This window comes from Parcubacteria group bacterium (assembly GCA_041657845.1).
In the GTDB taxonomy this organism is placed as follows: domain Bacteria; phylum Patescibacteriota; class Minisyncoccia; order Moranbacterales; family JAKLHP01; genus JAKLHP01.
In genome coordinates this window covers 31,403-40,321 of record JBBABD010000010.1, presented here as the reverse complement: position 1 = coordinate 40,321, position 8,919 = coordinate 31,403, and the positions used below count along the sequence as shown (strand labels likewise).

Sequence of the window (8,919 nt, the reverse complement as noted above, 5' to 3'; positions counted from 1 at the left end):
ATGAATGGGCTGTGAAATAAAGAAAAGTTTTTAATAAAAACAAAAAGCGCAGCGACACATCGCATAACTTCCGCTATGCGGCAGGCCCAAATTCCCGCTTCGCGGGAACATCGCATAGCTGCGCATTATATGAAATTTTATTTTTAAATTTTTTCCTTTTCTATTTATTTTAAAAGCCATTTTTTTCTAAATATATGAAAAACAAAAACTTCTTCTATCTGCAATACGACAAAATAAATTGGCCGAATCAGGAGAAAACCAAGATTAATGCTTTCGTAAACGATTATATTGCCAACGAGATTATCGCAAAGAAAAATTGTTCAAGCATTAAAATTTTTGATATCGGTTTCGGAATCGGTTTTTTTATAAAAATGTTATATCGCAGTCTGGGTGTTTTTAAGGAAATGATAATTGAGGGGTGTGAGCCCTCAGAGAAAAATTATCAATTTTTTATAAAAAAACCTTCAAAATTGCGAAAAGGTGTTAAAATTCAAACTTATAATAGCACTTTTCTAAACACCAAAACCGATCAAAAATTTGATTTCATAACCGCGATTTATGTGTTTCCGCATTTTGTGCAGGACGAGCTTGATGCAACCGCCAAAAAGATAAATTTAATGCTTGAACAAAACGGCCAATTTATTTTGGTCGTAGCAAATGAAACCTATCTCGAAGAAAAGCTCAAATCGATGAAAGATTTGTTTATTGAAAGAAATGTCATCGAGTATAATGGTAAAAATTACAAAGAAGTCTTGCACTATTCTGACATTCCAGATATTGGAAAGATTATCGACTATAACCGAGAAGGGAATTTTTACCTGGATTTATTCAAAAATAATGGTTTTGAGCTTTTCTCGAAAAAAGATTTAGAGGATAATGGTTTCATTTGCACGGTTTTTGTTTTTCAGAAAAGGTAAAAAATGGCTTTTAATTTATTATAAGGAAGGAAAAAAATTTAAAAATAAAACATCAGATAACAACGCATATCTGGCTTCAAAATTTTTCATTTATTAGAATTAACAAGGAGTGAAAAATTTTCTCGACCCAAATCCCGCACCAGATTGTGATAACCAAAGTATAATTCGCTAATTAAAATAATACGTAAATCAAAGTTTTGTGCCATTAAAGGTGCGGGACTTCAGATGATGCGTAAACGTTATGTGAAATAAAATTCTTTCTTTTTTCTTTTTTTAAATTTGCTTTTTTATAATAAGGAAAAATAAGTTTTTTTATCTATTTATATAGGGGTATAAGGTGTTTTTTCTGCCCACAAAGGGGCAGTAAAAAACGATTTCTATTTTATTTTTTTTGAGGTATAATAGAGGAAACTTTTAAAAATATAACTTACAAAATATGACACAAGATATTCTAAGCAAAAAAGAAGCTATAAGATCTATTGTTCACGCGTCAGTTGAATCTTTCGCAGTTGGATTTCAAGGAAGACACGAGGGCGAGCTAGAAGATCCATCAGGAACGCTAAACATGAAAATTCATAATGTTTTCATTGCGGTTCTTGGTCCAGAAATACAATATTACACTGCTTTAGTGCGATCGCTTGATAGTTCTTTGGGTAATATGCTGGAAAAAATGGCTATCAACATTGCAAAATTAACATACGAAGTTAAGCAAAATGTTGAGGGGCCACTTAGTCTAAAACAAACCCAAGACATGGCGGAATTGTTAGAAAAATATAAACGCAGAGAAATAACTCCGCCTACGGCGGGAGATTATCAGTTTTTGCGCGTTAAACCAGAAGACCAATCGCTTGTAACCAAAAGACACGATAGCGACTACTATTTGATTGATAAAGAAACGGGCGATAATTTTTTGATTGAGTTAAAAATTGGAGGCGATCTTGATAATAAAAAAGCTCGCTCCGAAAAAGAAGCATTATTGGAACAATTCGCAATTCTATCAAATACCTTGCCAGAAAACACAAAGATACAAATGTTTTTTGCAACCGCATACAATCGTTTTGGCGAAGGAAAACCATGGAAGCAAGAAAGAGTAAGACAATATTTTTCAGATGATGAACTTTTGATCGGAAAAGATTTTTGGGATTTTGTTTGTAAATCAGACGAAGGATATAATATTGTACTTGAGGCATACAAAGAAAAAGCCGATCTAATTAAAAAATCTTTAGACTCAATCAAAAAAACCTATCTTGGATAATTTATGAATTCACTTATTAAATGGCCTGGTGGAAAATCAAAGGAGTATGAGCAAATAAAAAATCTCATACCAAAACATACTCGATATATCGAGCCGTTTTTTGGTGGCGGAGCGATATTTTTTAAACTCCAACCTAAAAAAGCGATTATCAATGATATTTGTGTAGAATTGATCGAATTCTATCGTTTCATTAAAGGCGAAAATAACAAAAAGGAATTTAAAAAATGTTTATACGATTACGCTGACAATTGGGAAAAGATTCCAAAGTATATAAATATTTTTGAGAATGATTTTATCAAACTGTATGAAGAATATAAGGATGATAAAAAAACAGAAAAAGAAGTTAAAGAAATAATAACTAAAAAACTCAAAGCGAAAGAGGATCAATTTAATGGTTTGTTTTCTAAAAATTTTGCACTTGATCCAAATAATTTACTTCAAGAAATAATCAAAAATTTAATTTCAAAAATCAGCAGAACTAAAAAGATTGAAAAGGATCGTGGCAAATTACCAGATGGTGACTTGCATAAAAATATTGAAACAGCTTTCAGAAGCGGTTTTTATATGCATTTTCGAGATGTAATGAATAAAAACGGCTCTAAGTACAAAACATCTTTGGCAAAAAAAATCTCAAATTATTATTTTATAAGAGAATTTTGCTATGCATCAATGTTTAGATTTAATGCTAACGGAGATTTTAATATTCCCTATGGAGGCATTGCGTATAATAATAAAGATTTTAGAAGTAAAATAGACTACATATTAAGCAAAGAGGTTGAAGAAATATTTAAAAATACAAAAATCTTAAATACCGATTTTGAAAAAATACTTTCTCAAAAAGATTTGAATAAAAATGACTTCATTTTTCTTGATCCTCCTTATGATACTGATTTTAGCGACTACGAAAAAGCAGTTTTTGATAAAAAAGACCAAGAAAGATTGGCGAAATGTTTATATAGCACTAAAGCCAACTTTATTTTAATCATCAAAAAAACTCCGTTTATTCATGATTTATATAAAAATAAAAAAGGAATAAAAGTTGATAGCTTTGAAAAAACATATTTGTACAATGTTAAAGGCAGAAACGACAGAGATGTTGAACACCTTGTCATTTATAATTTTTAGGTAAATGCAAAAATATTTAAACAAAATCATTCATGGAGATTGTATTGAAAAATTAAAAGAATTTCCCGACAATTCTATTGATTTAATTTTTGCTGATCCGCCCTACTTTCTACAATTACCAAAGGGCAAAAGATTAAAACGAGCAAACGGAACAGAAGTTATTCCAGTTGATGATGAATGGGATAAGTTTGAAAGCTACGAAGATTATGACAATTTTACAAAAAATTGGCTTGGCGAGTGCCAAAGAATTATAAAACCGACAGGAACAATTTGGGTTATTGGAATGTATCACAATATTTTCCGTGTCGGCACGATTATGCAGGATTTAGGAATTTGGTTTTTAAATGATGTGATTTGGGTCAAAACTGACGCTCTGCCGAATCTTAACGGGCGAAGATTTACAAATAATCATGAAACTCTAATTTGGGCTGTGAAAGATAAAAATTGCAAGAACTACACATTCAACTACGAGCAAATGAAAATAATGAATGGCGGAAAGCAAATGAAAGATACCGATTGGATTTTTGGTTTATGCAGAGGTAATGAAAGATTGAAAGATGAAAATGGCATAAAAGCACATCCAACTCAAAAACCATTAAAACTTATTCAGCAGGTTTTATTAGCGGCGAGCAAAAAGAATGACATTGTTTTAGATCCATTTTTGGGAAGCGGTACAACAGCTTTTGTTGCAAAAGCACTTGGCAGGAATTGGATCGGAATTGAGAAAGAAAAAAGATATGTCGATTTGGCAATTAACCGACTACAAAATTAACAAATGGATAAATATGACCGATAAATTTTCAATTGAAGATTTGATGATAAAAATATTGCCTGGCGGTTTTTTGCTAGCGGTTATTTATTTTGTTTTTAACGACAAGATCCATTTCAATCTCATTGACAATTTAGATTTTTTCTATACTTTTTTATTTTTTTGTTCTTCTTTTATCGTCGGCGAGTTACTGCAAACGGTAGCACACGCAATGGAATGGATAATCGATGGATTTTTTAAATTTCGGAGACCTTCGGAAATTTTTTTGTATAAAAATAACCCTGTTTTAAAAAATTCTCACAAAAGAACAGAGCTTATCGAAAAACTGAGTTTAAAAAACGAAGAATTAACAATTTTTAATAAAGATTATTCCGAATTATCAGTTTTATGGTGGAAAAAGAAAAAGACAGAAGATCATCTGGCACAAAGTATCTTTTGGAGACTTTATTCAAAAGTAAGTAGTGATGACGAGATGAAAATGTCGAATAGAAATTATTTGTTTATTCGTGTTATTATGATTGAATTTTTAGTGATAAGCATTTTGCTTTATTCTAGGTTTTTTACCCTAAGCATTTTAAGTGCGATAATTTTTCTTGTATTCCTATGGAGAGCCAGAGGTATCGCAAGAGGTTTAGTTTTTAAAACTGTTTTACTAAATTTGAAGAATTAAAAATATGACAATGAAACTTGCAATTTTTGATGTAAATAACGCTGCTTGCAGTTTAGCGGTCTGTCCAAACGGATACAGCTTAATGGTTGATTGTGGATGTCACAATGAAAAAGCTTGCCCGGTTGATACAATACACTCTTTAAAAAGTGGATTTCTCGGAATGAAGCAATACAATGGATACGATTTAACTCTGTTGCACATCACTCATCCAGATGATGATCATGTTGGAAATGCAGTAAAAATCAAAGAAAAATTACCACCATATCTATTACACAGAAGACAACATGAAGAATTTCCTATTACTGAAAATATTCATGACGATTATAAAAAACATATTGATTTAAAATATCGTGGCAATCCCATAGGATTCACTTTTGGATTTGATCAAAATAAAACTTTCCAAATTCCAATGAATACAATTCTCAAAGATGAAGAATTATCTAAAAAAGTAAAAAATAATTCTAGCATTTTAAGATTTATAGAATATGGTGGCAAGAAAGTTTTATTTGGTGGAGATCTTGAAAAGACAGGCTGGGACTGGTTAGCTAAAAATCATCAGGACTTTGTAAATACGATGAAAAATGGTTTAGATTTTCTAATTGCTCCTCATCACGGTCATAAATCTGGATTTCCTACTTCATTATTCGATCTAATTAGCAAGGTTGAAATATCGATTTTATCAAAAGCGAGTGAATCCGAAAAGGAAGACACCGATGTTTCTTCTCAATATTCCCAATATTCAAAAGGAGTTTTCTACACAAACTTAAATGATAATCAAAGATATTTTGCGGACGGAACACTAACAACACGTAGTAATGGAAATATATTTTTAACAATTTCAAAGGAAGGCAACATAAATATTTTTACACAAAAAGCATCATCAAATCATACAAAAATTTAAAACATAAATCCAATAAGGAGTTTTTGATTTTGGGCATTCACCCCTTACCCCTCTGCCCAAAATCAAAAACAAAAAAACTTATTTATCATTTAGAATAAAAGCAAATTTAAAAAAGAAAAAGAATTTTACATCACATAACAAGGCATATCCGGTTCAAAAATTTTTCATCAATTATATTTCAATAAGGAGTAAAAAATTCTTTCACCCAAATTTTTGCTTCATTTCATTACGCAAAAACTTCGGATATGCCTAACGTTATGTGAAATAAAATTCTTTCTTTTTTCTTTTTTTAAATTTGCTTTTTTAATAATAAGGAAAAATAAGTTTTTTTTATCTATTTATATAGGGGTAATAAGGTGTTTTTTCTGCCCACAAAGGGGCAGTAAAAAACGATTTTTTATTTATACTATTTTTTGATAAAATAGGATCACAAGGATAATAATAATCTATGCCAAATTTTAATGATTTAAACCTTGATAATTGGAAAGAATCAGAAATTTGGACTGATAGCCTTTGGATTATTCAAGAACGAGATAAAACAGGAAAGCATAGTAATTTTTATCACGGTAATTTTGTTCCGCAAATACCCCACCAACTAATCTCGAGATATACCAAGAAAAACGAAGTTGTTTTTGATCCATTCGTCGGAAGCGGAACAACTGCCTACGAAGCCGAAACTTTAGGGAGGCATTTTATCGGTGTTGATATACAAAAGGATCTTGTGGAGCAACTAAAATCAAAAGTTGATAATGAAAAATATTTTTCTGAGATAATTTCTGGAGATAGCTCGAAAAGTGCGACCTTTGATGAAATAAATGAGGTTCTGAAAAAACGAAAGAGGGAAAATGTTAGTTTGGCGATTTTACATCCACCATACGCTGATATTGTAAAATTCAGTGATTTAAAAGATGATTTATCAAATGCAAAATCCCTAAAGGAATTTTTAAGTGGCTTTGCGCTTGTTCTGAAAAATACAATTTCAATTTTAGAAAATGGCAGATATTTAGCAATCGTTATTGGTGATAAATACACTGCAGGACAATGGATTCCGCTTGGATTTTATTGTATGAATGAAGCGCAAAAATTAGGACTTACGCTGAAAAGTATTATAATCAAGAATATGGAGGGCAATCGAGCCAAGCAAAATAAAGAAGGTATTTGGCGTTATAGAGCATTATCAAGCGATTACTACATTTTTAAACACGAATACATTTTAATATTTAAAAAATAAATTTCGATATGACAAAAAAAGAATTATTTTTGGAACTCGCAATGCCCAATCAACAGGGTTTGAGTCGCTGGGTTTCAACATCAGAATTCATTGGTAAATATAAAGTGCTTCAACTTGGAAATGGTGGGAGCTGGTGTAGAGCTAATTCCAGCTTGGCAAAAGAGTACAAAATTGAGTTTGACAAAAATATAACATCAGGAAATTCCATAGATAGAATTCGATTGGTGGAGTTAAATACTAAAAAACACTTCAACCAAAACATTAGAAAAGATATTAGGGATTTTTACAAAACACAAAATTGTGTAATGCTAGGTATTAATGGTAATTCTGAAAATACAAAAATTGAAATTGATCACAAAGATGGGAGAAAAAATGACCACAGAATTTCAAATCTTCAAAATCAAACATTGTCAGACTTTCAACCACTTTCTAAGTGTGCTAATGATGTAAAAAGACAAATTTGCAAAAAATGCAGGGAAACTAACAAACGCTGGAGAGCAAAAAATATAAAAGGTAATCCATATGATTTTTATATAGGAGATGAAAATTATTCAGAAGAATTGGGTTGCAGAGGGTGCTATCAATATGACCCCGTTGAGTATAGAAAAGTTATTGTAAGAAATATAAGTGAACTATCAGCAAAAGAAGCTGTAGATAGTGTTTTTAAAAAATTATATCCAGATGAATAATAAGTTATAGAAAAATATGAACTATATCGGAAGCAAATTATCGCTATTGGAATTCTTGGAAGAATCAATAAATAAAGTGGTTGATAAAGACTGCAATACTTTTTGCGATTTATTTGCTGGTACTGGAATTGTTGGGAGATATTTCAAAAAGAAAGGTTATAAAATTGTCGCAAATGATATTCAATATTATAGCTATGTTTTAAATAGGCATTATATTGGAAATCACAAAGAGCTAAAATTTTCCAATCTTGCAAAAGAACTTCCTGAATTGAAAAATATTGAATTAGAAAACAAAAAAGATTTTGTTTGTAGTTATTTATCCAGCATAAAAGGAGCGAAAGGATTTATTTATAATAATTACTGTGTTGGTGGAACAAAAAATAAAGAAGAAGAAAGACAATATTTTTCAGATGAAAACGGCATGAGATGTGATGCAATTCGTCAGAAAATTGAACAATGGAAAATAGAAAAACTAATTTCAGATAACGAATACTATTTTTTAATTACAAGCTTACTTGAATCAATCGATAAGTATGCAAATACCGCATCTGTTTATGGTGCTTTTCTTAAAAAATTAAAAAAAACCGCTCAAAATAGTTTAATCCTAAAACCTGCTCAATTGATAATCAATGATCAGGATCATGAAGTTTTTAACGAAGACATTAACAATGTCTTAGAGAAAGTTAGCGGTGATATTTTGTATTTAGATCCGCCATACAATCACCGACAATATGCAACAAATTATCACATGCTTGAAACTATTGCTAAATATGATAGCCCAAAAATTCACGGAAAAACTGGCTTGCGAGAATATCAAGGTCAAAAATCTTCGTATTGTTCAAAATCACAAGTTAAAAAAGCATTTAAAGATCTAATCCTAAAAGCAAAAGTAAAATATATCTTTTTGAGTTATAACAATGAAGGTCTAATGACCTTAGATGATATCAAAGAAGTGATGAGCTTGCGTGGTACATACGGAAATTTCACAAAAGATTATAATCGCTTTAAGGCCGACAAAACAGAAAGTAGAGATTTTAAGGCGACAAGAACTGTGGAATATTTACATTATGTAAAATGCAACTAATAAGGAGTTTTTGATTTTGGGCATTCACCCCTGACCCCTCTGCCCAAAATCAAAAACAAAAAAACTTATTTATCATTTAGAATAAAAAGCAAATTTAAAAAAAGAAAAAAGAAAGAATTTTACATCACATAACAAGGCATATCCGGTTCAAAAATTTTGCACTTTATAATAAATTAAGGAAAGCAAAATTTTCTCTCCCAAATTTTTCTTACGCTACGCTTCAGAAAAACTTCGGATATGCCTAACGTTATGACACCACAATAAAAAGCCTTGCTTTC

Annotated in this window: 9 protein-coding genes; all 9 read left to right on the top strand. The window is 30.7% G+C overall.

Annotated elements, in window-relative coordinates; translation table 11 throughout:
- Positions 1-194 precede the first annotated feature (194 nt).
- A complete protein-coding gene (locus WC906_02860; GenBank protein MFA5777352.1) occupies positions 195-917 on the top strand; it encodes a class I SAM-dependent methyltransferase in 723 nt (240 codons plus the stop codon).
- 436 nt (positions 918-1,353) lie between these two features.
- Entirely contained in the window at positions 1,354-2,172 is an 819-nt protein-coding gene (locus WC906_02855; protein MFA5777351.1) for a TdeIII family type II restriction endonuclease, read from the top strand.
- Positions 2,173-2,175: 3 nt separating this feature from the next.
- Positions 2,176-3,297 carry a DNA adenine methylase gene (locus WC906_02850; protein ID MFA5777350.1) on the top strand — a complete coding sequence of 374 codons (1,122 nt, stop codon included), beginning with the start codon at positions 2,176-2,178 and terminating at the stop codon, positions 3,295-3,297.
- 4 nt (positions 3,298-3,301) lie between these two features.
- Positions 3,302-4,069 carry a DNA methyltransferase gene (locus tag WC906_02845; protein ID MFA5777349.1) on the top strand — a complete coding sequence of 256 codons (768 nt, stop codon included), beginning with the start codon at positions 3,302-3,304 and terminating at the stop codon, positions 4,067-4,069.
- Positions 4,035-4,736: a hypothetical protein gene (locus WC906_02840; GenBank protein ID MFA5777348.1), complete on the top strand. Its 702-nt coding sequence runs from the start codon at positions 4,035-4,037 to the stop codon at positions 4,734-4,736. The genes WC906_02845 and WC906_02840 overlap by 35 nt, the downstream gene beginning before the upstream one ends.
- 4 nt (positions 4,737-4,740) lie before the next feature.
- Complete coding sequence (locus tag WC906_02835; protein MFA5777347.1) at positions 4,741-5,637, top strand: MBL fold metallo-hydrolase; 897 nt, start codon at positions 4,741-4,743, stop codon at positions 5,635-5,637.
- 448 nt (positions 5,638-6,085) lie between these two features.
- The gene (locus WC906_02830) at positions 6,086-6,868 is read left to right on the top strand and encodes a DNA methyltransferase (protein ID MFA5777346.1); all 783 of its coding nucleotides are present in this window, start codon (positions 6,086-6,088) and stop codon (positions 6,866-6,868) included.
- A gap of 8 nt (positions 6,869-6,876) precedes the next feature.
- Positions 6,877-7,557 (top strand): restriction endonuclease, encoded by a 681-nt coding sequence (locus tag WC906_02825; GenBank protein MFA5777345.1) that lies wholly within the window; start codon positions 6,877-6,879, stop codon positions 7,555-7,557.
- Positions 7,558-7,573: 16 nt separating this feature from the next.
- Positions 7,574-8,641 carry a DNA adenine methylase gene (locus WC906_02820; protein ID MFA5777344.1) on the top strand — a complete coding sequence of 356 codons (1,068 nt, stop codon included), beginning with the start codon at positions 7,574-7,576 and terminating at the stop codon, positions 8,639-8,641.
- The last annotated feature ends 278 nt before the right edge of the window (positions 8,642-8,919 follow it).

Coding starts and splice junctions, on each gene's coding strand:
- WC906_02840 (MFA5777348.1), top strand. CDS start 4,035: ATGTCGATTTGGCAATTAACCGACTACAAAATTAACAAATGGATAAAT.
- WC906_02855 (MFA5777351.1), top strand. CDS start 1,354: ATGACACAAGATATTCTAAGCAAAAAAGAAGCTATAAGATCTATTGTT.
- WC906_02820 (MFA5777344.1), top strand. CDS start 7,574: ATGAACTATATCGGAAGCAAATTATCGCTATTGGAATTCTTGGAAGAA.
- WC906_02850 (MFA5777350.1), top strand. CDS start 2,176: ATGAATTCACTTATTAAATGGCCTGGTGGAAAATCAAAGGAGTATGAG.
- WC906_02830 (MFA5777346.1), top strand. CDS start 6,086: ATGCCAAATTTTAATGATTTAAACCTTGATAATTGGAAAGAATCAGAA.
- WC906_02825 (MFA5777345.1), top strand. CDS start 6,877: ATGACAAAAAAAGAATTATTTTTGGAACTCGCAATGCCCAATCAACAG.
- WC906_02835 (MFA5777347.1), top strand. CDS start 4,741: ATGACAATGAAACTTGCAATTTTTGATGTAAATAACGCTGCTTGCAGT.
- WC906_02860 (MFA5777352.1), top strand. CDS start 195: ATGAAAAACAAAAACTTCTTCTATCTGCAATACGACAAAATAAATTGG.
- WC906_02845 (MFA5777349.1), top strand. CDS start 3,302: ATGCAAAAATATTTAAACAAAATCATTCATGGAGATTGTATTGAAAAA.